The sequence below is a fragment of the Domibacillus sp. genome (assembly GCF_031181085.1).
GTDB lineage: Bacteria > Bacillota > Bacilli > Bacillales > Domibacillaceae > Domibacillus.
Genome location: NZ_JAPSLE010000004.1, coordinates 167024 through 192557 on the forward strand (window position 1 = coordinate 167024; position 25534 = coordinate 192557).

Annotated in this window: 17 protein-coding genes and 1 riboswitch; of the genes, 4 read left to right on the forward strand and 13 right to left on the reverse strand. The window is 45.8% G+C overall.

Features of this window, described 5'->3' with window-relative positions; translation table 11 throughout:
• Positions 1 to 143: 143 nt before the first annotated feature.
• Positions 144 to 866 carry an SH3 domain-containing protein gene (locus RIN81_RS08245; protein ID WP_309089181.1) on the forward strand — a complete coding sequence of 241 codons (723 nt, stop codon included), beginning with the start codon at positions 144 to 146 and terminating at the stop codon, positions 864 to 866.
• A 58-nt stretch (positions 867 to 924) separates the two neighbouring features.
• On the opposite strand, the gene RIN81_RS08250 is transcribed toward RIN81_RS08245, so the two are convergent.
• Positions 925 to 1518 (reverse strand): S-layer homology domain-containing protein, encoded by a 594-nt coding sequence (locus tag RIN81_RS08250; RefSeq protein WP_309089401.1) that lies wholly within the window; start codon positions 1516 to 1518, stop codon positions 925 to 927.
• Positions 1519 to 1688: 170 nt separating this feature from the next.
• On the opposite strand from RIN81_RS08250, the gene RIN81_RS08255 reads away from it, so the two are divergent.
• Entirely contained in the window at positions 1689 to 2405 is a 717-nt protein-coding gene (locus tag RIN81_RS08255; RefSeq protein ID WP_309089183.1) for an SH3 domain-containing protein, read from the forward strand.
• Positions 2406 to 2451: 46 nt separating this feature from the next.
• Here RIN81_RS08255 and RIN81_RS08260 read toward each other — a convergent pair whose 3' ends face one another.
• The gene (locus RIN81_RS08260; protein ID WP_309089185.1) at positions 2452 to 3966 is read right to left on the reverse strand and encodes an S-layer homology domain-containing protein; all 1515 of its coding nucleotides are present in this window, start codon (positions 3964 to 3966) and stop codon (positions 2452 to 2454) included.
• A gap of 27 nt (positions 3967 to 3993) precedes the next feature.
• A riboswitch (cyclic di-GMP riboswitch) is annotated at positions 3994 to 4077 on the reverse strand.
• A 147-nt stretch (positions 4078 to 4224) separates the two neighbouring features.
• Between RIN81_RS08260 and RIN81_RS08265 the strand changes: the two genes are divergently transcribed.
• Positions 4225 to 5235: an S-layer homology domain-containing protein gene (locus RIN81_RS08265; protein ID WP_309089187.1), complete on the forward strand. Its 1011-nt coding sequence runs from the start codon at positions 4225 to 4227 to the stop codon at positions 5233 to 5235.
• Positions 5236 to 5396: 161 nt separating this feature from the next.
• Here RIN81_RS08265 and RIN81_RS08270 read toward each other — a convergent pair whose 3' ends face one another.
• From RIN81_RS08270 to RIN81_RS08320, 11 genes are all read right to left on the reverse strand, one after another.
• Entirely contained in the window at positions 5397 to 6137 is a 741-nt protein-coding gene (locus tag RIN81_RS08270; protein WP_309089189.1) for a hypothetical protein, read from the reverse strand.
• Positions 6138 to 6142: 5 nt separating this feature from the next.
• Entirely contained in the window at positions 6143 to 9919 is a 3777-nt protein-coding gene (locus tag RIN81_RS08275) for a DEAD/DEAH box helicase (RefSeq protein WP_309089191.1), read from the reverse strand.
• 295 nt (positions 9920 to 10214) lie between these two features.
• Positions 10215 to 11276, reverse strand: coding sequence for an S-layer homology domain-containing protein (locus tag RIN81_RS08280; protein ID WP_309089193.1), 1062 nt, complete (start codon positions 11274 to 11276; stop codon positions 10215 to 10217).
• Between the two features lie 213 nt (positions 11277 to 11489).
• Positions 11490 to 14552, reverse strand: coding sequence for an S-layer homology domain-containing protein (locus RIN81_RS08285; RefSeq protein WP_309089195.1), 3063 nt, complete (start codon positions 14550 to 14552; stop codon positions 11490 to 11492).
• Positions 14553 to 14765: 213 nt separating this feature from the next.
• Positions 14766 to 17510, reverse strand: coding sequence for an S-layer homology domain-containing protein (locus RIN81_RS08290; RefSeq protein ID WP_309089197.1), 2745 nt, complete (start codon positions 17508 to 17510; stop codon positions 14766 to 14768).
• Between the two features lie 567 nt (positions 17511 to 18077).
• A complete protein-coding gene (locus tag RIN81_RS08295) occupies positions 18078 to 18212 on the reverse strand; it encodes a hypothetical protein (protein ID WP_309089199.1) in 135 nt (44 codons plus the stop codon).
• 28 nt (positions 18213 to 18240) lie between these two features.
• Complete coding sequence (locus tag RIN81_RS08300) at positions 18241 to 19836, reverse strand: S-layer homology domain-containing protein (RefSeq protein ID WP_309089201.1); 1596 nt, start codon at positions 19834 to 19836, stop codon at positions 18241 to 18243.
• A gap of 354 nt (positions 19837 to 20190) precedes the next feature.
• Positions 20191 to 21285, reverse strand: coding sequence for a glycosyltransferase (locus RIN81_RS08305; protein ID WP_309089203.1), 1095 nt, complete (start codon positions 21283 to 21285; stop codon positions 20191 to 20193).
• Positions 21282 to 22157 (reverse strand): UTP--glucose-1-phosphate uridylyltransferase GalU, encoded by an 876-nt coding sequence (gene galU / locus RIN81_RS08310; protein WP_309089205.1) that lies wholly within the window; start codon positions 22155 to 22157, stop codon positions 21282 to 21284. The genes RIN81_RS08305 and galU overlap by 4 nt, the downstream gene beginning before the upstream one ends.
• Positions 22158 to 22171: 14 nt before the next feature.
• Positions 22172 to 23443: a nucleotide sugar dehydrogenase gene (locus tag RIN81_RS08315; protein ID WP_251271658.1), complete on the reverse strand. Its 1272-nt coding sequence runs from the start codon at positions 23441 to 23443 to the stop codon at positions 22172 to 22174.
• Between the two features lie 3 nt (positions 23444 to 23446).
• Positions 23447 to 24166, reverse strand: a complete 720-nt coding sequence (locus tag RIN81_RS08320; RefSeq protein WP_309089207.1) for a WecB/TagA/CpsF family glycosyltransferase — start codon at positions 24164 to 24166, stop codon at positions 23447 to 23449.
• A 244-nt stretch (positions 24167 to 24410) separates the two neighbouring features.
• On the opposite strand from RIN81_RS08320, the gene csaB reads away from it, so the two are divergent.
• Positions 24411 to 25532, forward strand: coding sequence for a polysaccharide pyruvyl transferase CsaB (csaB, locus tag RIN81_RS08325; RefSeq protein WP_251271654.1), 1122 nt, complete (start codon positions 24411 to 24413; stop codon positions 25530 to 25532).
• Positions 25533 to 25534 lie beyond the last annotated feature (2 nt).

Below are 25534 nucleotides of genomic sequence, written 5' to 3' on the forward strand. Positions count from 1 at the left end.
GTTTTTTTATCCAATACGGGACCTTTCTGGATATTTTGTCGTTTTATCCTGCTTCTAATGGAGTGAATTTCTTTTATTTTCTTGATCTTCTTTCGTTTGCTTTAACGTATAATGTACCTATCAACCGTAAAGGAGAATAAAGGATGAAAAAGAAGAAATTGGTTTGTCTTGCTTTTGCTTTCATTTTAGCGGTTGCTGCCCTGTTTGGATTTCAACCTGCCCCGGCTGAAGCGGCCACGAGTGCAAAGATCGGCTATGTCAGCATTACCAGCGGCGTCCTGAATGTCCGGGGCGGTCCAGGAACGAACTACAAAATCATTGGTACACTGAAAAACAACGTGTCGGTATCTGTTTATTCGCAGTCGAAATCAGGTTGGAGCGAAATTGGTTTTAAAGGCAAGCGCGGCTATGTTGCATCAAAATATTTGCGCATGTACAGCTACTTGATGGATAAAACGAAGGTATATACGTACAAAGCAAATGGTGTAACATTTAAAAGCTCGTATGTGGGCAAGTATAACGGATGGGACGAGTGGCAGGAAACGTCCCCTGGCAGCACCTATCTTCTATATGAAAACAACAATGGGCTTTACATTGGATGGCGGGAATCTGAATACTATATGGAAATTGCCTATCCAATTAAGGTAGGAAAAACGTGGGATGATGGTTTTGAGGGCAGCGGAGTGACATATAAAATCACGGGAACCGGCGGCATTCTCACAACGGCGGCCGGTAAGTTCAGAGGCGTTGTCACCGTAAAATCAAGTGAAGGCTATATCATGTATTATGCACCTAACACGGGAATCATCAAGCAAACCTACAACGGAAAAACGATTTCTGAATTAATAAAAGTAACAGTAAGATAAATAAAAAGGAGCTGTCCTGAAAAATGAGGACAGCTCCTTTTGGTTACTCACTTAATGCTTATTGCTTTGTTAAAATGCGGTACAAAATCGCGCTTGTTTCTCCCCGCGTTGCGTTTGAAAGCGGGTCAAAGTTTCCGTTGTTACGGCCTTTGATCAAGCCGGCACGGGCAGCGATTTGAATTTCTTCTTTGAATCTTGGACTTATACCACTTGCGTCTTTAAAGACAATCGGCGGTTCTGTGCTTTGAATTACGTCCGGATCTTCTACTTTCATGGCACGGACGATCATAGCAGCCATTTCCTGGCGTGTGATCACCTGGCCCGGATGGAAGGTGCCGTCCGGGAAGCCGCTGACAATACCCATTCTCTCTGCGGCTTCAATATAAGCGGCAGACCATGCCTGGCCTGCGGTTACATCCTTAAATGTACCCGTCAATTCGGTTGTTGGGATATTCAGCATTCGGGCAAGCAATACCGCAAATTGCGCACGCGTCACGGATTCATCCGGCGAGAACGCTGTGTCCGATGTTCCATAGACGATAAAGCGGGAAGCCAGCTGCTCAATCGGTAATTGTGCCCAATGGGACTGAATATCATCAAATGTCCGGCTGTTTTCGAGTACAGCGAAGGACGTCAGCTTTCTTGTTTCGATTACCCATTCGCTGTCTTCAAGCTTGCCTCCTGCGTACTGCCATTGATCAGTTTCCTCATTTGAGAGGAAAAAACAATTATTTTCGCCTTTTTCCTATTTTTCATTTTTTTGAAAACTTTTTAATGCTGATATAGTATAATATTCCTATTAACGGTAAAGGAGAATGAAGGATGAAAAAGAACAAATTTGTTTATTTTGCTTTGGCCTTTATTTTGGCTCTTTCTGCTGCGTTTGGCCTGCAGCCCGCCAAATCAAATGCAGCCAGCGCAAAGGTTGGCTACGTCAGCATTGACAGCGGTGTGCTGAACGTCCGGAGCGGCCCGGGAACAAGCTACAAAGTAATTGGCTCACTGAAAAACAATGTGTCTGTGTCGGTTTATTCACAGTCCAAGAGCGGCTGGAGTGAGATTGGCTTCAAGGGAAAACGCGGCTACGTTTCATCGAAGTACCTGCGCATGTACAGCTACTTAATGGACAAAACAAAGGTGTACACGTATAAATCAGATGGTGAAATAACGAAAAGTGTTTACAAAGGTAAATACAGTGCCTGGGACCAATGGAGCGACAGTGCAGCTGGCAGTACATACCTCATCTATGAAAATAATAAGGGGCTTTATATTGGCTGGCCGGAGTCTGAATACTACACGGAAATTGCCTACCCGATCAAAACCGGCAAAACGTGGACTGATGACTTCGATGAAAGCATCGTTTATAAAATTACGGGAACCGGCGGCACATTAACGACGGCAGCCGGCAGGTTCACTGGCGTGGTGACGATTAAATCAAATGATGGCTATGTCAGCTACTATGCGGCGAACGTTGGCTTTATTAAAGGAACTTACAATGGTAAAACGACTTCTGAATTAATCAAGCTGACAAAAAAATAAACGAAAAGGAGCTGCCCTGTCCGGGGCAGCTCCTTTCGTTTATTCATTAATAAATATCGACTACTTCTACATCCTGGCTCGCTGGCTGCTGTGCTCTATGGAAAAACACTGCAAAGTCGCCGCGTTTAACCGGGTCGGTTGTACCGAAGGCTGTTGCTGTTTTGCCATTTGTAATGCCATTGGCAACCATCGCTTTTACGGCCGCTTCATAGCGTGGCGGCACATCCTTAAATGAAAGTATTGTAGAATCCCCGGACAATTTAAGCGCACGTGTTAAAATAATCGCCAGTTCCCCGCGTGTCAATGTTTGGTCAGCGCCAAACGCTGTCGCGGTTTTACCGGAAAGAATGCCTGCTTTTACAAGCGCGTTGACTGCTGCCTGCGCACGTTTTGGCACATCTTTAAATCCTGCATCTGGTGCAGAACCTGTCTCAAGCTTTAATGCTTTTGCCAGCATCACAGCTGCATCAACCCGTTTAATTTGCTGATCGATGCCAAACTTGCCGCCGCCAACACCGGATGTAATTCCCTGATCGACCATTGCCTGCACCGCTTCCTGGTAGCGGTCTGACACATCAGAGAATCCAGCTGCTTTGATACTTGCCGCAGCGGTTACACCGGTTGTTGTCGTGAAATCCATTTTGACAGTGTGCTTGAGCGGCACGCCATTTGCGCCTTCAATGCCTTTGCCAATGTAAAGTGTGTATGCCGCACCTTTTTGGTATGGCTGAAGCGGAGTCAGCGTGATTGATTTTGTTTTATCGGAATACGTGAAAGTTGTTTCTACAAGGCTTCCCGCTGCATCCATCACAACAAGGTCCAGTGTAGACAGCGTGTCGGCATCCAAGCTTTTACTGAACTTGATTGTCCAGCTCTTTGTCAGCGCAACGCCTTTTTTCGGTGCTTTTTCCTTTACAGTTTTATCCGCCTTGATTTCCGCTTGAACCTCTTTTTCAATTTGGCCGATGGATGCAAGGGCTGCTGCTACATCCTTCTTTAAAGCATCAATGCGGGCTTGTCTTTCCGCTACTGCTGCTGCATCCGCTCCTTTTGAAGCAAGAGATGCGACCTGCTTGGAAACAGCATTCAAACGGTTTTCAAGTGCGCCAAACTTCCCGCGGTAGCCTGGCTGGTCTTCAAGGTCTTTCTCTACCTGTTCTTCCTCTGTTCCTTCTTCTGCCGTTAAATCGTCATCGCTGTCTGTTTCCGTTTCTTCAACGGGATCGGCGCTTGTTGTCACGGTTTCATCTGAAGCTGGCGTTTCTGTCGGTGTCGGTGTTATCGGCTGAACCACTTCTTCTGTCCCATCGCTTTCTTCCTGCTTTTCTTCTTCCTTGATTTTGTTCATTTTCTCTTTGTATTCGAGCAGCTTTTCTTCAATTTTATCAAGCTGCTTATCTATTGATTTAAACTGCTGCACTTGGCCCTGATTTTCTTTTTTGCTCGCAAGCACATTGTACGGTGTGCTTTCCGCCTGGGCCGCAAATGTCATTCCCTCTCCTGAAAACATAACGCCTGCTGCAAGCACGGCTGCAACGGCTGGTGTCCATTTTTTCTTCATTCCCTGTTCCTCCTTCGGTCTTTAGGGTATGGCAGCTGGCTGGCCTGGCATATCGCTTTAGCCCCTGTAGCTTTGTGGCACCGCATTTCTACGGCTGTACCCTACCAGGTTTATCGGCTGATTTTTTATAAAATGAAATAGATAAATAAAAAAATAAATAGAATATCACTGATTTATGAACTGGAGGACTTTTACAAATTCATGGGACGGGGTATTGTTTTATAGGATAATACAGAAACAAGAAATGGAGGTAATAAAATGAAGAAGAAGTTAGCCACTTTGTTGACCAGCCTTCTTTTGACTGCCTCTCTTTGGGGCTATTCGGCAGATGCCGCCGCCTTCCCGGACGTACATCCAAATGAAAAAGCGTATGAAGCGGTCGAAGAAATGGCTGCCCGCGGACTGATTTCCGGTTTCCCTGATGGAACATTCCGCCAGAACGAGCCGGTCACCCGCGCCCAGAGCACCATTTTTCTAGGGCGTGTTCAAGGTATTGACGGTTATCAAAATGCAAAGCTTCCGTATTCTGATGTTGCCCCGGGCCAAGCCGCTTTTCCGTATATCGCCTACTATGCTTACCAGAATGTATTCGAACTCGGCAATCGTTTTTATCCGGACACAAAGGTAACACGCGCAGAATTGGCCCGCACCGTTGCCAGAGCACTCGGATTAAGCGGAACTCCTGCTGTGCCGTTTACCGATGTACCTTCTTCCCATCCTTACGCTTCTTATATTAATGCGCTTGCAGCCAATGGCCTGACAAACGGCACAGGCAATAACGAGTACAGCCCGAACGGTATTGTCACACGCGGACAGATGGCGATTTTCATGTTGAATATTGATAACTTCTTAGGAACAGATGAAAAGCCGAACTATACGATCGATCCTTCCTTTGTGCCGAATGCCATTGAAAAAGCGATTGGACAGCTAGTAAACGAGGAGCGGGCAAAACACGGCCTAGCCCCTGTGAAACTGGTAAACGACGTCAGCTTTGTTGCGCGGACGAAATCAAAGGATATGCACGACCGGGGTTATTTTGACCATAACTCCCCGACATATGGCAGCCCGTTTGATATGTTAACAGACTTCGGCCTTCGTTACTCGGCTGCCGGTGAAAACATTGCCGCCGGTTATGCGGATGCAGCATCCGTGATGGAAGGCTGGATGAATAGTCCCGGGCACCGAAGCAACATTTTAAATCCGGATTTTAAGGAAATCGGCATTGGCGTTTACAACCTGTACTATACACAAATGTTTATTACAAGGTAAGGTGTAAAAAACTCTTTGTTTGGGCCGGAAAAGCTCGCGGGATGGCCGGATTTTCTTTTTTCCAGCCATTACAGACGATAATCCAGTCCTGATCCGCTTTTTCCGGCCATACATGCTAGTTTCCGGCCATAAAAAAGAGGGCTGTCTTAAAGACACCCTCTTTACTCGTCAGCCGGAAGCCACTTTTCGCGCCATTCCAGCCGCTCTTGTTCTTCGATTTGTTTTTCAAGTGCTTCGTCCCAGTGCTCCAGATGCGTATTCCAGACACGTGCGTAAAAAATATCCTGCTCCTTATTGTACAGCCGAAATTCCAGGCAGGGAATGTGTGAAGTAAACTGCTCCTCAAATCCGGTCACTTCGGATACCGGTGTTTGAAATTCTTCGTCTGCCCGTTCCGCGTCTTCTTCCACTAGTGCCTGCAAGAGGCGCTCCGCTGTCATCTCCCGTTTTGCCGGGTAGCGGTAAAGCGGATCTCCTTCTTCCTGCTCTTCGGCTGCCGGCCAAAATTCGTCGTGAACCGGGCTGTAGGTAAGAGTCGTTTCTTCTTCATCCATCTCTTCTTCAACAATGCCTTCTGCCAGCTGCGCCTGGCCTCGTTCGGTCAGCTTGTAGCCTTCTCGTTCCATCCGGATGGAACCGCTCCGCAGCATTTTTTGAATCAAATCTTCAATAAACAGCTCTTCGACAAGCAGCATTTCAGCCAGGTTTGCCGCCCGGCGGATATCAGTTTGATTAAACGCGAGCAGCAGCATTTTCATTAAAATATCCATCTTCAGCCGCTTCACCCGTTTAAACGTGATGGCATAAGTGATGACCGGCAGCTGCCATACGGCTGAATCTTTAATTTCCACTGCCGGATTTTCAAGCAGGTTTGCGCGCAGCTTTTCGATTGTTTTCTTCATTCTGCTTACCCTCTGCTTTCCTCAAGCACGCGTACACCGTTTTGCCGCTCGGCTGTTTCCAATACGTGCTTGTACATCTTTCTTGTCGCGGCCTGCTTCGTCCGCTCGGTAAACATTTTCGTACTGCCGACTAACACAAGCAGCTCTCTCGCTCTTGAAAGGGCGACATTCAAGCGGCGGTAATCGCGGGCAAAGCCAATATCGTCATGCTTGTTTTGATGATTCCGCACCATACTCAAGATAATGACGTCCATCTCCATGCCCTGGAACCGGTCCACTGTTCCTGTACGGATCGTCAGGTGCTGCAGCCCTAACTCCTGTTCAATGAGACGGTTCAGCTTTTTCACCTGTTCGCCGTAAAAGCTGATCACGCCGACGCTTTTCTTTTCCTCCTCGTTCATCCGGCCGGCTTCTATCGCCTGTGCCGCTGCTTCATCCAATTCTTTCAGCAGAGAACCGATTTCCCGCAGCTCCGCCAGATTGTACAAGCTTTTGCCGCCTTTCATGCGTTCCTCGAAAAACGCTGGCTCATTCGGCATATCGAGCCACAGCAAATGATTGTTCCGGCGAATGAGCGGCGATTCCAAAAGGTGGTCGCGCGCTGCATCCGAGTCCGGCAAGCCGCATTGAAGCCGGTCCTTTTCTCCTTCATAAAATGGCGTAATGGTTTCCATAATGTTTTCGTGCATGCGGTACTGAATGGCGAGCATCGTTTTGTTCGTGTCCGGCACGCTTTTAAACAAGCGCTCAAACAGTGATTCCTCGAGCAGCCCTTTCAGCTCCGCTTTACCGGCAAACTCTTCCTTTTCTTCTGCCAGCTCCTGCAGCGTTTCTTCCAGCGTGTCGTTTCCTAAAAGCGGCGGCAGCTGGTGGTGGTCACCAACCAGAATGACTTTCTTTCCTTTCAGCATTGGCAAAAGAAGCTCCGGCGGCGTGGCTTTTGACACCTCGTCAATAATAACCACATCAAAAACCGGATAGCTGTCGATAAAATCCTTGCGCGCAGATGCCACACAGGTGGTGCCGATCACATTCGCATGCTTTACATACAGCTTGCGGATTTCATCCAGATCGTGATCGCTCGCTTCCTGGAGGAGCGATAGCCATTCTCCTTGAATGGCCTGGAAAAGCGGCAGGCGCTGCCGTTCCTGCTTGAGTGATTCCCGCGTAAAAGAAAGACTCGCCATTTTCTTTAGCAACTCTTCATGTTCCTCTTCTGGATTCGTATTCAAAATCACTTCAAGAGGTGCCAGCTCTTCTTTCTTTTCTCGAATCGTATTTTGCAGTGCTTCTATTTGTGCTTCTGCTTGCGCACGGCTCTCCGTTGCTGCATCTCTTTCCGCAGCTTTTTGCGATTGTTCACGCCGGCTTTCTTCAATTCGAAGTTCTGTTTCCTCTATCTTTTGCTTTTTCTTTTCTAAAAGAAGCGCTCTTGTTTCCTGCTGGCCGAGTATTTCTTTCGCATTTGGAACCGGCTCGTCCAGTGACACCATCTGCCGGTACTTTTGTTCAAGTGCTTCAAGCTCTTCCCGCTGCCCGTCGAGGTTTTTTCGCAGTGCTTCATAAGCTGCCCTGTCATCATCCTGCTTTCGGCGCAGTTGCTCGATCACATTCCGTTTTAAAAACAGAAAAGCATCCTGTGCGTGCTGCTTATATTCTTCAAAAGGCTTGAACCGTTTCGCTCTTCGCCAGATTGAATGCCGCCGTACGTACAGCCCCTCTAAAAATCCTGCACCTGTTTGCGGATCGATATTCTGCCCGCTTTTTAACACGGCTCTTAACCGGTTTAAAAACCCGTCGATTTCCTCTGCGGAGTGGGAAGAAGACGTTTGGCCGGCACGCTGCTGCAGCTCTCCAAAAGGTATGTTGTATCTAGCGAGCAGCCCTTCCATATAAGAAACAGCCCTGTTTAACTGGTCATTGTATGCCTTCAGCTTCGTCAGCTGGTCCATTTCTCTGCGAAGATGGTCCAGTTCCTCCAGCAGCTGCACGATGCGCGGTGACCGTTCGATATTTTGCTCGAGCATCATCCACTTTAAGGCATCAATTCGTTTTACATCAGATGCTTTTCTATAAACGGCTTCTGCCTTCTGTAACCTTTGAAGATACTGCTCTTCCTCGGCCGCTGCCTCTTGAAGCGACCGTCCTTTTCTCTCGATCTCTTCCTGGAGTTCTTCACAGGCCACTGCATGATGAAGGGCTGCTATTTCTTTTTGAAGAGCTTCCCACTCACGCTGGATGTCGTCAAGACCCGGCTCGCTTCCCAGAAACGATTCATCTTCTTCAATTGAAGCCGCTAATAGGTGGAGAGCCTGCTTGATTTCCTCTTCACGCTTTTGCAATGCCAATAGTTCGGCTTCTGCTTCCTTCAGGCGCTGTTGTTCGTTCTCAAGAAAAGATTGGCCCTCCTCGTATAAGCTCGTTACTCGTTTTTTTTCAGCAACGGCTGCTTCTGCCTGGGCCAACAGAGGTTTTAGCCGTTCCTGCTCCCGTTCGTTCTCCGCCCACTCCGTTTCAAGCTCAGCTTCTCTTTTTTTTCTTGCGTCAAATTGGCTGGATACTTCATGAAGCGTGTGATCCTTCCAATACTGGCCGACGTTTTCTTCGATAAACTTCTTGCCTTCTTCTTCAATGCTTTCCGTGCGGCCTACCCGGAGAATACGGATATCTTTATTGGCTAACAGCCGCCCCAGCGCATTATCTACTGCGAGGTTGGACTGGGAGGCAACCAGCGTGCGCAGACCTGCCCGCGCGTTTTGCAGGCAGATTTCCGAAATGACAGTCGTTTTTCCGGTTCCCGGCGGTCCTTGAATGACATACAGGTCTTCCGCCTCCATAGCGCCTGTGACCGCACGCCTTTGAAACTCGTTCAACCGGTTATGAAACTGGAGGCTGCCAAGCTTTTTCGGCGGCTTGAGCGACGGCTTTTTCTCAAATAAAATCCGCTCCAAATCTGGATTGGCCGCAAGCCCGTCCTCTAAATGCTTAAATCCCTGCCGCAGCCGCTTCACCTGGCTCAGTGTGGCAAAGTTGCTAAACACTACTTCTTTCTGTGCCGCAGTAAACTGCTGCTTCCGCGCACGTTCCGCCATCGGGCTGCTCAATTCAATTTCGATCGTTCCAGCGCCGCGGTTTGCCCTCAGCACTTTGCCGGCATCCTGATCCATTCCTCTAAACTTTGCACTTAAATCTTTGAGCAGCTTCCATTCCTCTTCTTTGAGCCGGCAGCCGGTCAGCGTCACCCGGCTAAAGTCGCCGTTAAACGTCATTCCGGCATAGCCCGCTGTGATGTCAGGAATATCAGCATCCCGCTCTTGAATCGTCAAATAGCCTTCCCAGCTCGCAATCCGCTTTTTCACATACTCCGAGCTTTCCTTTGCGACCGGCATGTCGTGAATGGCATGAAGCAGATCAAGCGGCATTTCCCGCCGTGTCTCCTGAAAGGCAATCGACGCCGGGCGGCGCCAGTTCGTCTGCACCGGCGTATGAGGGGCACGCGCGGTTACATTCGTCGCAATAAACCGGTCTTTTTCCGCTACGCAGTGAAGGACAATGACCGCATTGCCGCTCGCTGCCGCCAGCCGTTTGTTTGTATTGTTATCAAAAAACAGCGCAACAGAGAGAAGCCGGTCCGCAGACGGCGGATACTTTTCTATATAAACGGTAAAAGACGCGTCCAACGAAAAAAACGAGCGCTCCTCCAGCCCGAGCTCCCGCATTTTATCTTTTGCTCTATTCGTCAGTGTCAATGGACATCGATACGTTTTCAAGCTCGTTTGCACTATGTGTTCACCTGCTTACTATATTCCTTCAAGGTTATCTTGCCTGCCTTTGAGCAAAAAGAAGCAGAGAGCTTTTGTTTGGCTCTCTGCCTTCCTTGCTGTGCTGCTGAATGAATGCAGCCTTTTTTACGATTGCAATCTATTTATGCTTACCTGTATGGATATGATCATTCAAAAACAAGGATAGTTTTTGATCCCTGCTTTATACATTCTATCATACTTTCTTCTTTCCTTCTTTGTTTTCTTGAGACAAAAAAAGCGGGCTCCTTGGCGGAACCCGCTTTTTGACTGTCAATTATTGAATTTTGATCAGCTCTACTTTTGTAATTCCTTCAAAAATCACTTTAATTAAACCAACGTTTGGTGCGTAATAATCTACTCCACCGTCATCTGCGGTTACTTCAATTACATTGCGGAATGTTCCGGCCCGTGTTGTGATCGTTTTTGTGGTGGATGTGATTTCATACGTATGCACAAATCCTTGATAACCAATACTCCATTTTTGGCCCACCTTAACCGGGTACTTTAACATCATCCATGATTCTGATTCAGGATAGCCGAAGTAATAGCCTTTGCTGTCTTCTTTCTCTACTATGGAATAGGTATTTTTATTTCCTTCGTATACATCCCACAGATTCCACTCAAAGTATTTTCGGCCTGAGAATTTATAAGAGTAGCTGCCCATATCATCGGAATCATAATAGTAGGTTTTGCTTCTATCCTTTAAATAGCTTACCGGGGCAGGCGGTAGTTCTACTTTGAAATCATCGTTTAACGCTCTTGACAGAAAAGCAGAAAACTGAGCACGCGTGACTTTTACATTTGGACGAAATGTATTGTCTTCGTAACCGGACGTCAAATTTTCAGCTATAATTCTTTTAATATGCGGATAGCTGGCCATAGAAGAGGATACGTCTGTAAAAGGAGCCGCTGCTTCTTTTGTCAGCCCGAATGCTCTTGATAAAAAGATGGCCATCTGTCCCCGCGTCACCGCTTCGTTTGGACGATAGCTTCCGTCCGGATAGCCGCTGATAATACCGCGGCCTGCGGCCGAAGCGATATAGCCGCTCGCTTTTTGATCAGCTCCTACATCTGAAAACTTCGTCGCTTTTTGGGTACCGTCAAGCCCTAAAGCTCTTCCAATCATAATCGCCGCCGCGGCTCTTGTTACCTGTCCGTCCGGCTGAAACGTGCCGTCCGGATAGCCGGATATAATTGCCCTACCTTCTAAATACATCATTTCTTTGTAGAAGCGCTGGCTTTCACTTAAATCTTTAAACGTCGCTGCCTTTACGTTTAAATGGAGGCTGCCAACGATGCAGAAACATACCGTTAACATAAACAAAAACTTTTTCACACTTTTTTCTCCTTTCAACTTATGTATACAGGACAAATATCCTTAAAATAGATTCTTCATTTCCTTTCTATTCCCTGCTTCTTTCTTATTTCCTTCTACAAAACCCTTTCAGGTAATTCAATCAACTTTGCTAAAAAGGATTTTCCATCCCCTTTTCTTAATAGAAAAAGCAGGGTATAAGCTATACCCTGCTCGTTCTACTTTATAACTGCTTTAGTTTAAAGGAAGCTTAGGAAACTCTTTTATGTTACCGCCAATTAATACAGAACCATCATAAGAAGCAAGGCCTGATTTTACCGTAATAACATTAGATGATGCAAGAGTTCCCACTGGCATTGAAATCACAACTTGTTCAAAGCCATTTTTCAGGTTGCCGTCACCGTTGGCTACTGTAAAAGTTGTACCTTCCGGAAGCGCACTTCCATTCAACGTGTAGACGCTTGACACTGTAGCGTCATTTGCGCCACCAGTATAAACCACACCTTCTGTGAAGGTAATAATGACTTTATCTTTTGTTTCGCTCAATTCAGTATCGACTCTTGAAATTTTAAAATCAACATTTGTTACTTGCTTTGAAACAGTAAAGGATCTTGAAACGGATGTTTCAGCAATTACTCCAACGTCATCTGCCACTTTGTAAATGATACCGCTCCAGCTTGTGCTGTAGCTATCATCATTTACATGGTTCTGCAGCTGATCCGTAATCACTTCAATTTTTGTGTCTGTTCCGTCTTCGACCATTTTAATATCACTAGCAGCCACTTCTATCTCTTTTACATTACCATTTTGATCTTTGCCTTTGAAAATAACTGACTCATCGCCACTAAGTTTTACCGGTTCGCTCATCGTAAAGATATACGCGTTTGTTGAGTTGGCTTTGCGTGTGATGCTTTGCAATGAAGGAGCTGTTTTATCTTCACGTGTTAATGGAGATCCATAATAGCTTAAATCCAATGAAAGTTCAGCGTTTGGAACACCGTTTGATGTATTTGTAATAGCTTCTTTTTCAATCAGGATGCGGTACTTACCAGTATAATATGTTTCCGAACCCCATCCATTTGAAAGTTCTACTTTATATTCATTTTTATCCGCAATTTTTTCAACCGTATAGTCTACATCTGAATCAACGTATGTTTTCGTTGTATTATCATACTTCTGAAGCTTTAATGTGGCTTTAGCTACACCGGCAACTTCTGTATTAAATGTAACATGAAACTGCTCTGGAGAAGCTGCTTTCACAGTAGCTGTCGGCTTGACAGTGCTTTTCGCCACAGTAAAGGCCGCATTTTGTGTTACACCACGGTTGCCCGCAAAGTCTTGAATTCCCGCAACCTCGACTTTATGCTGTCCCGCTGTAAAGTAACCATTAATAGCGCCTGAGAAGCCGTCATTAAAGGTTTTATTTACTGTAATAGTGGCTACATGACGGTTATCTTCCTGCGTTACAGGATTAAACTCTCCGAACTCAACGGTAAAGTCTTTGTCTGCTCCTTCTACAAATCTTGCATCCACTGTAAAGCTTGCATTATCTAACGCCTCGGAAAAGTTTACTTTTACTTTTGTTAAACCGTCCGCCTGCGCAGAGACAACTTCAGGTTTTTTCGCATCTGTTAAGTAAAATTTGGTGCTTGATTGTACAACTTTCCCATCAGAATCCTCTGGAGCAGCACTAACGGATATTTGAGTGTTATTTGTCAGGACGCTTTCTTTGCTATCTAAAATGACATCAAGGGCACTAGGATCACCAGACACTGTTTTTAATCCCTGAATCACCTTGCCATTCACCTTAAGGTTAAATTCTCCCAAGCTGCCTTTTCTCAAAACATGGCGAATATCTCCAGCGGCAGTACCTGACGGGATATCCGCTTTCACTACCGGCTCAGACCATCCTGTTCCTGTTTTATATGTGTATAAAAGCTCGCCTTTTTCATTTGTTTCTACCAACGCACTCAGTGAAATGGCACGGTCAAATTGAAGGCGGACACGGTCTGCCTGAGTAGCGGACGCACTTGCCAAAATTGGCACCGTTCCAACAACATCCGGTTTTTTGAATGAAACAGATACGCTGGCTGTTTTGCCAAATAAAGACGCGTAATCACCAGCAGCAGAAGCAATCTTCGCCGTCACGCTTCCTGTTACATCCGTTGAGCTAACTGGCGATGTTAATTTTACTGAAGCAGTACCATTTTGCATAATCACACGTATAGAATCAAGCGTCCCTTGTGTCGTTGACACATCAATCGCTACGTTATCAGCTCCTGTATCAACAGCTCCTGTAGAAGCATCTACTACTTGATAGGTAATGGTTGTCGATGTTTTTCCGTCTGCTGTTAAAGAGGTTGAGCTCGCGCTCGCCCGCAGGTTCCACGTTTTCACCGGTGCCGCAGGTGTTGTGAATGTTTTAGATGACAGGTTCGCTTCGTTTCCAGATACTTTAATACCATTGAAAGAAACTGTATACGATGTTTCATCGGCTAGTCCTGTTACTTGAAGAGTAGCAACTGTTTTGGATGAATTAAGTGTTACGGAAGACACACTGCCGCCTGCGATAGAAAAGTTGCTCGCAGAAGCACTGTCGATTGCTTTGTTAAATACTACCTGAACAATTGTTTTCGAAGACGCTGAAACGCTTGTTACTTCCAAAGCCGGTTCCGGAGTAGGAGTCTCAGGAGGCGTTTGATCTAGTTTCACTGCACGGTGAAGGAAGATCGCAAACTCACCGCGTGTAATTGGTAAAGACGTACCATAACGCGTCGCAGATTTCCCAGTTGTGATGCCTGCCGCTACAAGGGCTTGTACGGATTGTACATATTGTTTTGGCACGTCTGTGAATTTGAGCTCAGCCGTTCCTTGCAGTTTATATGCCTTTGCTAGAATAAGTGCCATTTCCCCGCGTGTCATCATTTGATCCGAACCGAAAGAGACAGCTGTTTTTCCATTTACAAGACCTGCCGCTTTTAGCGCGTTAACAGATCCTTGACCACGCTTGGGAACATCTGAGAAACCTGCATCCGGTGCAGCGGATGTATCTAGTTTCAGTGCCTTTGCAAGCATAATTGCCATATCCACCCGCTTGATTTGACCCGAAATACCGAATTCCGTATCTGAAAAACCATCCGCAATCCCATTAGAGACAAGATAATTAACTGCTTCTTTATAAGGGCTCGTCACATCAGAAAAAGACGCTGCTGCCGCAGGAGTAACCGCAGAAGCAACGAGCGTTGCCGTGGCAGAAGCTGCCATAAATCGTTTATAAGACTTTTGTTTGAAACTCATGTAAATATCCTCCTTATTCATACAAAAATATCTATAAATTTAGTTTATAAATATACAAAATTAGAAAAATAAAGAATTAATTATGTATTATTTACTATTATAAACGGTTTATGGAAGATTAACAAAGAATTTCTTAACATAGCAGTGCAGTTTGATTATTTTGAACACACAAAAAAACAGAGAGTCAAATGACTCTCTGTTTTTATAAAATGCTTAGCGTGCAACAGTGATTGTTGTGCCAGCAGTAAGTTCGTTAGCTGCTGTAGAAGCATCAGTTGTACCCATTGCTTTATCATCTTGATCTGCTTCAGCAAGAACTTTAACAGTCAATGCTTGATTAACATTTACTGGTTGCGCAAATGTTACTACAGCTTTATCAGTACCATTAAGAGCGACAGTACCTGCTACTTCAGCACCATTAACCATGAATTGGAAATCATCAGCAGATGCATTTGTGCCTTCAACACTCTCACTGAATGTTAATTCAACTGTGTTAGTTAGGTTAGTGCTGCTGTTTACGTTTGTAAATTTACCAGAAGCAAGAACTGGTTTTACGTTATCGTAAACATCCACTAGAGAAGTGAAAGCAGTACCTTCAGTGTCAAGCGCTACTGATTGGCCATTAACGTTTTTCACGTCTTTAGAAATCCCGATCAATGCTTGAGCATCTTTAGAAAGTGTTTCATTTGGAATTGTAATTTGTACAGTGCGCTTGTTACCTACAAACTCGATAGTAGAGCCTGTTGGGAAGCTGCGTCCATCTAATGTGTAGTTAGATAGGCTAGCAGCAGATGAAGTCATATCTACTGTACCAGGATACGTAATTGTAAATACATTTCCATTAACTGTAACAGCTGAAGGGTCAACAGTTACGAAGCTATCAGCAGATAGAGTTGCAGTTGTTGAAAGAGCCGCGTTTTTGTTTTCAGCAGCATCTTGAACCGCGCCAGCATCTAGTTGAACTGTGTAAGTTCCTTCTGAGAATGAGCCTGCGATAGAAAGCGTATCTCCAGCTACAGAAACGTCAGTAGCTGCAATATTTTGTCTTACGCCATCTTTGTATAGTTTAACTTTGCTTGCATCTACTACTGAGATATTCTCATCAAATTTAATTGAAATAGCAGAAGCAGTAGCTGTGTTTAAATTTGAGCTAAGAACTTTTGGTGCAGCTGCATCTTTCGTTAGTGAAACAGCAGAAGAGTAGTCAGCACCTGCCAAGTTAGCAGCATCACGAATACCTGTCACTTTCAAAGAAAGGCTAACAGTGTTTTCGTTAGTGCCATATAACTTGTATTGTCCAGTTGTATCTGCAGCTGGAACAGTTACTTTGTATGTTTTACCAGTAGGGTCTTTTTCAAGATCTTGTGTGATTGTTTCTGTAAACTCTAAAGCACCTTTTTTAACTTCAAAAGTAGGCGTAGCTGCCAACTCTTTAGAGAATGTTACATAGAAAGAATCTTGAGTATCTGCTTTTACAGAAGTAACAGCAGGCGCTACTGTTTCGTTTACAACTGTGTATGAAACGTTAGCAATGTCTGTTTTGTTTCCTTGAGCATCAGTAGCATTGTATGCAGTTACGTTGTGTGTACCTACTGAAGATGTAGCAGTTGTCGCAGCTACTTCTACATAATAACGGCCATCTGTAGTGCTTGTTGATGCTTGAGCAGCAGATAATGGGTTGCCATCTACTTTCAATTGAACACCTGTTACAGGCTCATTGAAGTATACGCGAACATTGCCGCCTTTTAACTCAGCACCAGTTACTGTTGGAGCAGCTGAATCGAAGAATGGCACGATTTCTGTAGTATAAGTAGCAAGTTTTTGAAGATCTTCTGACAACATGTTTTTAACAGTTAGCTTGAAGTAGTCTCCATTTGTAAAATTAACACCAGTTAGCAATACTGTTTTCTTGTCATCTTGTAGTACTGGTGTAACTGCAGTAGCTGTAGTAGAGCCGTTCAATTTAAGCTCATAGTTTCCAGGTGCAGTAGCTGCATCTTTGTTAAGAGCTTTGTTGAATGTAACTTTAACTGTTGATGCGTTGATTGCTGTTACAGATTCAACTTTTGGCTGAGCAATTTGTACAGTGAAGCCAGCTTGTGCAGACGCTTCGCCAACTGTTACTTTTGCAATATGAGATCCAGCAGGAAGGCCGCTGAAGTTAGCTGTTACTTTGCCATCTACAACGTTAACTGTTTGAGTTGCCGCTGGTGCAACAGAAGTGTTGCCATTAGCAAAGATTTCAACTTTAGCAGTTGCGTTTGCAGTTGCGTTTTTAACAGTTGCAGTCACAGTAGCTGAATCGTTAGAAGCTGTTGCAGAAACTGCTTCAACTAGAGTTTTTCCAAGGTTTTCTGCTCTGTAAAGGAAGATTGCAAATTCGCCACGTTTGATTGCATCAGCTGTACCGAATTGAGTAGCAGTTTTACCTTGAGTAATACCGTTTGCTACAAGTGCATCAACCGCTGTAACATAACGGCCTGCAACATCAGAAAATTCTTTGTCTGAAGTTCCAGTTAGTTTATAAGCGTTCGTAAGGATCAACGCGATTTCACCACGAGTGATATCTTGGTCAGAACCGAAAGATGTAGCTGTTTTACCATTGATGATACCATCTGCTTTAAGTGCATCAACGTATGCTTTTGCACGTGCAGGTACATCAGAGAAGCCTGAATCCGGACGGTCTGTAATATCGACTTCAAGTGCTTTTGCGATCATAACAGCCGCGTCAACACGTTTGATTGCTTGCTCAGTACCGAATTGAGTATCAGTTACACCAAGTGTAATTTTATTGTTTACAAGGTAGTCAACTGCTGTTTTGTAGTTAGGTGCTACATCACTGAAAGTTGCTGCTGCACCAGTTTCTGCTGCGAAAGCAGGTGTTACTGCAGTTGCTACTAGAGTAGCTGTTGCTGCTGTAGCAACGAATTTACGATAAGACTTTGGTTGGTAAGCCATGTAATAAGTTCCTCCCGTTTTGTGTGGTTGTGGTTTTTTTATGAAATCAAACAGCAGGTAAGCTGATTGTTCCGTATAAGATCATTTTGAGTACTTGTCTGTTTTTCTCATTTCATGAAAAGCTATGTATTGCAAGGAGAATTTAACAGGTTTGTAACTCAAGTAACATTCTATCAAACAAGAGAGTTTTTTCAACCCGTTTTTCATTATTTCCATAATTTATTCAAAAAGTAATATTTGATAAATCATTGTAAAAACAATGAAAATATATTGTCGAATAAGTCCAATTTGTTTCATAGCTTATTCATTATATACCATATGCTAGGTAAAATTAAAGTTTTTTCCCCGAGAGGATTTGTCATTTTTGTTGCATATCTCCTTCAAAACCAGCCGGGGTGTGGGCTGAGAGATTACAGCAAGGTTGCAACCCTCTTAGACTTCTGCATATGGTTCTTCCTTATTATCGGCTCGTTTTTATTATTATTTAGTTATATTTTTGTAACATAGGAAAAAAGCTGTTTCGCCTGGCAAAAGCCTTACGGAAACAGCTTTTTTCCACAATAGTGGTTACAAGTTAATATTTACATATACGAGATTCCCATCCCCTGTAACCCCATCAAGCAGGCCGTTAATTAATTGCCCGTCACCGATCAAGCCGCCGCCAAGCAAGCCATTCAGCAGATTGCTAATACCTGTAAGCAATCCTTCTGTTACTTGAATCGTTTCCGGCTCACCTGTTGATACTCGGTCTCCAGATGTGATTTCTGGCGTAATAGTAATATTGCTTGCCCACCGTTAAACCACTCAACAGACGGTTAATAAGCGCTTCGTCTTCAAATGTATAGTTAATAAAGCCCTGGTCAATTTCTGCTTGTGTAATAACGTGGGTAATCGTCTCTTCTTGTGCTCCGTTGATTGTTAATTCTAACGTGCTTCCTGCCTCAATATCCTCCTGCAAGGCATTTGCTTCTAAACTAACACGCAGTGGCTGATCGCCGGATAAAATATATAGCAAGTCTTCCACTGTGCTGCCCACTAAGTCTACTACTGGTTCTACCAGCGGCAGTTCCGGAAGCTCGATTGTGCCAATTGTTCCTGTGGCCGTATCACCTTCTCCGCGATCTATAATAGCCGTTAAATCAACTGGTCCGTCGCCAGCAAGTGAGCGGATAATACCTGTTTCTAGTCCGAGATCAATAAAGCCTCTGTCAATATCTTCTTGTCCAAGAGTGACTGTCAGCACATCAAATTCACCGTTACGGATGGAAATGACATCCTCTTCTGCAAGGCCGCTTCCCTCCAGGATGTTTAAGCGCAGCAATTTCGGATTTTCCAGAAGTTCATCAATAGAAATCGATCCATCCACCAGGCCGTCGTTTAATAGTTCCAAATTAATGACTCCGTCCATATCGCTTTCCCCAGCCGTTATTTCTTCAATTACATTAGCTGGAACAGTTTCAACATCCCATCCAGTTCCATCCCATGTAAGATTTACTTCTACCTCGGTACCGTCAACATTCAAGTCAAACTCGGCTGCTTCATCCGCTTCAGCTCCTGCTTCTGTTTGGAGCGTCAGCGTTGTGCCGTCTGTGCTTAATGTGACTTCAGCATCTGCAATGGTTCCTTCGACTGGATCGATTGCGCCGTCTTCACCGACAGAGTCAGTAAAGGTGAGCATGACACCGTTCGCTGTTTCATCCGGGCCTGTTGTATAAGAAATGGTTTCTAGAATCAGACCTTCAATCGCGCTGGTTAAACCCTCTGCCGCCTGATCAATCTCTGTTTGTGCAGCGTCTGTGTTATTCATAACATCGTTTGCTGTTTGAAGTGCCCCTTCGAGATTTTGCCATGTTTCCTCTGTATAGTAGTTTTCAACATAATTTGCCGTACTGTTGATCAAGTCCTGCAAGTCTGTCAGCGTAACCGGATCTCCTCCAGTATCGTCATCTACTACGCCGCTGCCCGTCCCATCATCGTTCGCCTGGAATTCTGAGATTCTACAAAGGAAAATAGCAAACTCGCCCCGTGCAATGTCGTCAGAGGTTCCAAATGTGGTAGCGGTTTTACCGGTTGTAATGCCATTTGCGAGCAGGACATTCACCGCTTCCCAATACCGCTCTGGCACATCGGTAAATTTCACATTATCCTGCGTGGAAGAGCCGATCTTATAGGCTTCGGCCAGCATCAGGGCCGCTTCTCCGCGGGTAATGTTCTGCTGGGAACTGAACTGATTGTTAGATTTACCCTGGATGATTCCTGCTTCTTTCAAGGCTGCCACAAACGGTTCGGCCCGGTCCGGCATATCGCTGAACCCGGATGAAGACACATTATTCGTGCTGATGCTTCCATTTTCTTAAAGGTAGGGATGTTTACAAAGAAATAACCAGAGCACTACGAAAAGATGACAATTGCCTAGCAGTATATTACCTTTTGTTACAGAGAAATTAACCTTGGTTATACAAAATAATCCATTACCGCCTGTTTGTTGGGGTATGTTATCTGTTGTTTTACTGAATTCTTGGTTTTTATCTCCATAAATCTAATAAATATCACCATTCATTCCTTTTTCCTATTTTTTAAGTTTCCGTTAAACCCCTCACAAATATTGTCTCTACTATTTATTGTTACACTTTCTTTGCACGCAAAAAAACCTTTATCCGGTCTCTCCGGATAAAGGTTTTTATAATTGATTAAAAATAGAGATCAGCTTTGGCTGAACAGCCGATTCTTCGTATTCAAGCGCCGTCTGATACGCAGCTTCGGCGACTCGGTCGCGCTCCGCCTGCTGGAGGTCATCAAACGCAAGAAGGGCTTCTTTCAGCTCTTCCGGGTTGCCGGGCTCGAACAGCCAGCTGTTTTCGCCTGGTTTCACGTAATCTAAAATGCCGCCGATCGCGCTGGCGATAATCGGCGTGCGACACGCCATTGCTTCCAGGCCGACAAGGCCGAGGCTTTCGCCTTTACGCGTCGTCGGAAACACAAAGGCTTCCACGGCATTGTACACATTGGCAAGGCCGGATTGCTTCATTAATGGGTAGTGAATGACTACATCCTCGATACCAAGCTCGGCCACAAGCTCTTTAAAAGCCGCTTCGTCTTTACCGGAGCCGACTGCGATAAATTTCGTTCCGTGATCCGGTTTTTCATCCACATACCGTTTAATGGCATGCAAATAATGATCCCAGCCTTTGCCGACGTCCAAACGGCCGACATAGCCGATGTAGCGATAAGACGGATCTAACTGAAGCTCGGCCAACGCCTGTGCCCGCTCCTTCGGATGAAATACGTCTTTGTTGACGCCGCCGGACGGGAAAACAGCCACAGGTGTCTGCACGCCATACTTTTCTTTTACAAGTGACTCGTAATAGTGAGACGGCGTAATAATGAGCACAGACTGCTCAAGCAGCTGCTTCACATACGGCTGGTATTTTTCCTGGGACGGCACTTCCGGCACCACGTCGCTTCCGTGCACATTCGTCACAATGCGGACCGACGGCTTTAACCGCTTTAAAAGCAGCAGCGGCAGCGCGTTGTGCGACGCATAGTGAACATAGATAGCATCATAGCGGCCGGACATGCCCTGACGTACGAGGTTCGCATAGTACGATGCGTAGCCAATGGCTTTTGCCGCTTTTGATGTCTTTTTTTCAAGCACAACCCGGTCAACTTCAAAGCCGCCATTTTTCAGGATGCGCTCAGTGTTTTGCACGAACACGCCGTAGCTTGGAAACTGGGCATTCGGGTACATGTTCGCGGCCAGCAAAATACACTTCATTTCCGGTACTCCCGCAGTTTTTGTTCCATATAATCAAGCAGTCCTTCCCGAAGGTCCGGACGCTGGAGGGCGAATTCAATCGTCGTTTCCACAAAGCCCTGCTTTTCACCGACATCATAGCGGTTTCCGTCAATTTCATAGCCGTATACAGACTGGATCGTATTCAGCTTTTCGATTGCGTCCGTCAGCTGAATTTCTCCGCCTGCACCGATTTCAAGCTCGCTCAAGTAATTGAAAATTTCCGGGGTAAACACGTAGCGGCCGATAATTGCCATATTAGACGGTGCTGTGCCCTGCTTCGGCTTTTCTACAAACTTGTTTACTTTGTAGCGGCGGCCGGCCTGTTCAGACGGGTCGATAATGCCGTAGCGGTGCGTCTCAGACGGCGGTACTTCCATCACGCCGATCACAGATGAGCCGGTTTCTTCGTACTGCTCGATCATCTGCCCGAGGCACGGTTTGTCCGCCTGGACGATATCATCCCCTAACAGCACGGCAAACGGCTCGTCACCGATAAATTTGCGTGCCGTCCAGACGGCATGGCCAAGGCCAAGCGGCGCTTTTTGGCGGATGTAGTGAATATCGACCTTGCCGGAGTCCTTTACTTCCTGCAGCAGCTCGAACTTTTGCTTTTCTTCCAGCTTGTGCTCAAGAAGCGGCGCGGAGTCGAAATGATCCTCGATGGCACGCTTGTCTTTGCCGGTTACGATAATAATATCTTCAATGCCGGATGCGATTGCTTCATCGACGATATATTGAATGGTCGGCTTGTCGACAATCGGCAGCATTTCTTTCGGCATCGCTTTGGTTGCCGGCAGGAAGCGGGTGCCGAGCCCCGCTGCCGGAATAATGGCTTTGCGTACTTTTTTCATGACGAACTCTCCCTTTAGTTTTTCGAATCGCCGAGCACGTACACGTCAAAGCCAGCCGATTCCCACGTCGCGCGGTCAATGCAGTTTTTCGTGTCGATGACGATTTTGTTTTTCATATTCGAAAGTGTTGTCGGGTAAATCTCTTTAAATTTATTATGGTTGGTCAGGATTAGGATCGCCGATGCATCCTGCAGCGCTTCTTCCTGCGACTGCACCTGCTCCGGAATATTGTTTTCTTTAATATGCGGATCATATGCGCTCAGCTCGATGCCGCGTTCGCGCATTGCTTCAATCACATCCATTGACGGGCTTTCGCGCATATCGTCAATGTTGCCTTTGAAGGCAAGGCCAAATACCGCTACTTTCGGGTCTTTGATACCTTTTGCGTCTAAAATGCTCGCCGTCATTTGAGCTGTGTAGCCCGGCATGCCGTCATTTGTCTTACGTGCAAGGTGAATCATTTGTGCGGTTTCCGGTGCAAGCTCGACTAAGAACCACGGATCAACCGCGATGCAGTGGCCGCCAACACCGGGACCTGGTTCATGCACGTTTACACGCGGGTGGTAGTTGGCAAGCTTAATCGCTTCCCAAATGTTAACGCCGAGAGTCTCTGCCAGTTTTGCCAGCTCATTTGCAAACGCAATGTTAATGTCACGGTATGTGTTTTCCATGACTTTCACAAGCTCTGCCGTTGTGGCATCGGTTTCGTGCATCTGCCCTTTTACGAACGATTTGTACAGCTCTTTTGTCTGGTGAGCCGATTCCGGCGTGTAGCCGCCGATGATCCGGTCATTTGACACAAGCTCTTCAAACACGCGGCCAGGGATAACGCGTTCCGGTGAGTGAGAAACAAACAATTCTGTGCCGATCTCAAGGCCTGACTTCACAAGCTCCGGTATCATCACATCCTGCACTGTACGAGGCGGAACCGTTGATTCTAAAATCACCAGGTTGCCTTTTTCAAGGTATGGCACAACAGAAGCGGTCGCTTCACGCACATATTCCAGGTTCGCCGTTTTGTCCGGCATAATCGGAGATGGTACGGCAATGATAAAGACGTCTGCTTTGCGCGGCTTTGTAGAAGCCGAGAACAAACCTGCATCGATCGCTTTTTCCAGGCGCTCCTGCAAGCCGTTTTCTTCAATATGCAATTGCTTTTCGTTAATCATATTGACTGCTTTTTCATTTACATCTACGCCATAAACCGTATGGCCGTGGTTCGCAAACATAACCGCTGTCGGAAGCCCAATGTAGCCCAGGCCGACAACACAGATTGATTTTTTCATGACTTATCTCCCTTTAGTTATTAACACGCGCACTAAAAAGCGCGGTAAATTCATTTGGCGTTTGATTCGTTTCGGATCAGATCCGAGACGGTACAGCCATTCAAGCCCGACTCTGCGGAATGCGGCAGGTGCGCGCTTGACCATTCCCGAGAACACGTCAAAGCTTCCGCCGACGCCTTGAAACACAAGAACATTCGGCAGGTTCGGCATATTGCGCTGAATCCACAACTCCTGCTTCGGGCTGCCAAGAGCCACAAACAGCAGGCGCGCATCGCTTTCGTGAATGCGGCGCACCAGTGCTTCTTCATCTTTTTCGTAGCCGTTCGTGTATCCCGCAACGACAATTCCCGGGTTTGTTTTCTTTATATTTTCGATCGCTTTTGTGACGACTTCTTCCTTCGCTCCATAAAAATAAACCGGATGCCCTTCTTCTGCGGCAAAGCGAAGCAGGCGGGCCATCATGTCCACACCGGTTACACGCGATGAGATGCGTCCTCCCTTTAATTTAGACGCAAGAAGAATGCCGACGCCGTCCGCGATTTGATACGTGGACGAATTGATCAGCTGCTTTACCTGATCGTTTTGATTTGCGGCAATCACTTTTTCCGGATTGACCGCGATAATCGTCGACTGCTGCTGCTTCTCCATACGCTCGCGGAGGGATGCGATAATTTGGTCATATGTTAAAGGCGAGACATCCACGCCAAGATATGTTTCCTTCATTCTCTTACCAGCCTCTATTCCGTTTGCTTTCAATTTTCTTAGTATAGCAGATTTTCGGAAAGGGTGCATCCCGTTGAATGAACCGGTTTTTTGTCGAATAAAGGGCATCCCTTCTTTTTCTGGCAGGGAATTAGGACTTTTCGGTCGATTTTCGATTCAGCCCGCGCCGCTTCAAGAAACATTTTACTCTACACGTTACAAGTGATAGAATTTTACAAGATATATTCTCGAGGAGGAAGAACCTTTGAAAATTGTGATTTCCGGCTTCTATGGCCTTGGCAACACAGGCGATGAAGCGATTTTAAAGTCGATTGTCGATAATCTTCGTACAGAGCTCGACAATCCCGATATTACGGTGTTTTCTCTGTCACCTGACAAAACAGCGAAAGAGCATAACGTAAAGTCTTTTTACCGCGGCTGGCGTCATGACAACAAAGAAAAAGTCAAAGCGCTCCGTAAAGCCGACCTGCTCATTTCCGGCGGCGGCGGTCTGCTTCAGGATTCGTATCCGACGAAGTTTTTATTCGGCCCGCTTCCTTATTATTTGCTTATTGTCTTTTTGGCTAAACTCTGCGGGGCAAAAGTCATGTTTTTCTCCCAGGGTATTGGGCCGGTTACCTCAACATGGGGCAAAATTTTAATGAAGGTATTCGCAAACATGGCGGACTTTGTAACGGTGCGCGACCAGTATTCAAAAGATTATCTTCATTCATTAGGCGTTAACCGCCCGGAATCTGTTGTGACGGCTGATATCGTATTTGCGTTTCAATCGAAGGAAGAAGATATTGCGTACAACACTCTTCCGCTAAAAGGCGATGAGAAAATTGTAGCCGTAACGGTGCGTCCTTGGTTTGACCATCCGGACTATATTGAAAAAATGGCTTATGTGCTTGATGAGCTGATTGAACGCCGCGGCGTTACACCGGTATTCGTGCCGATGGAAGGAAAATACGATGTGCCGGCTTCTGAAGATGTGATGTCTAAAATGAAGCATGCAGACAAAACGATGATGCTTGGTTCTCATTTTTCACCGGAGGAATTTTTAAACTTTATTCGCCGTTCGGATTTAACGTTCGGCCTGCGTTTGCACGCGCTTATTTTCGCTGCGCTGTCAAACGTGCCGCATCTTGGCCTCAGCTACGATAAAAAAGTGGAAAGCTTCCTGAAGCGCTCCGGCATGTGGGATTACTCATTCCGCCTTGGCGAAATCGACCAGGAAAAAATGCTCGAAAACGCGCTGTACCTGCTTGACCATAAGAAAGAGGCACAGGCGGTGATCGCGCCAAACGTAGTCGAGCTTCGCCGTGAAGCGTTACGGAATTTAGACTTGTTAAAAGAAAAGTTCGGATCTAAAAGGAGATCATAAAC